Annotated in this window: 1 pseudogene; it reads right to left on the reverse strand. The window is 53.7% G+C overall.

Going from position 1 to position 229, the window contains the following annotated elements:
* Positions 1-21: 21 nt before the first annotated feature.
* A pseudogene (locus KVT28_RS28110) lies at positions 22-229 on the reverse strand (CorA family divalent cation transporter); the annotation flags it as partial.

Here is a 229-nt window from a genome sequence, read left to right on the forward strand (position 1 = left end):
GTATATTGATATCGATCAGGTTTATTCCGCTTTTCTGCCATACAACCATTTCCGCCCTTTCACCCATATCGCCACCCCGCCACCCATCACCAATAGCAGCACGCAGAAAGCGGTAAAGCCCGGCGCCCAATTGCCGCCCGGAATGCCGCCGAGGTTGACGCCGAATTAGCCGGTAAGGAACGTGGCCGGTAAAAAAATCGTCGCCATCAACGACATGGTATAAGTGAGG

It is taken from the genome of Pantoea sp. GbtcB22 (assembly GCF_019091025.1).
GTDB classification, from domain to species: domain Bacteria; phylum Pseudomonadota; class Gammaproteobacteria; order Enterobacterales; family Enterobacteriaceae; genus Pantoea; species Pantoea leporis.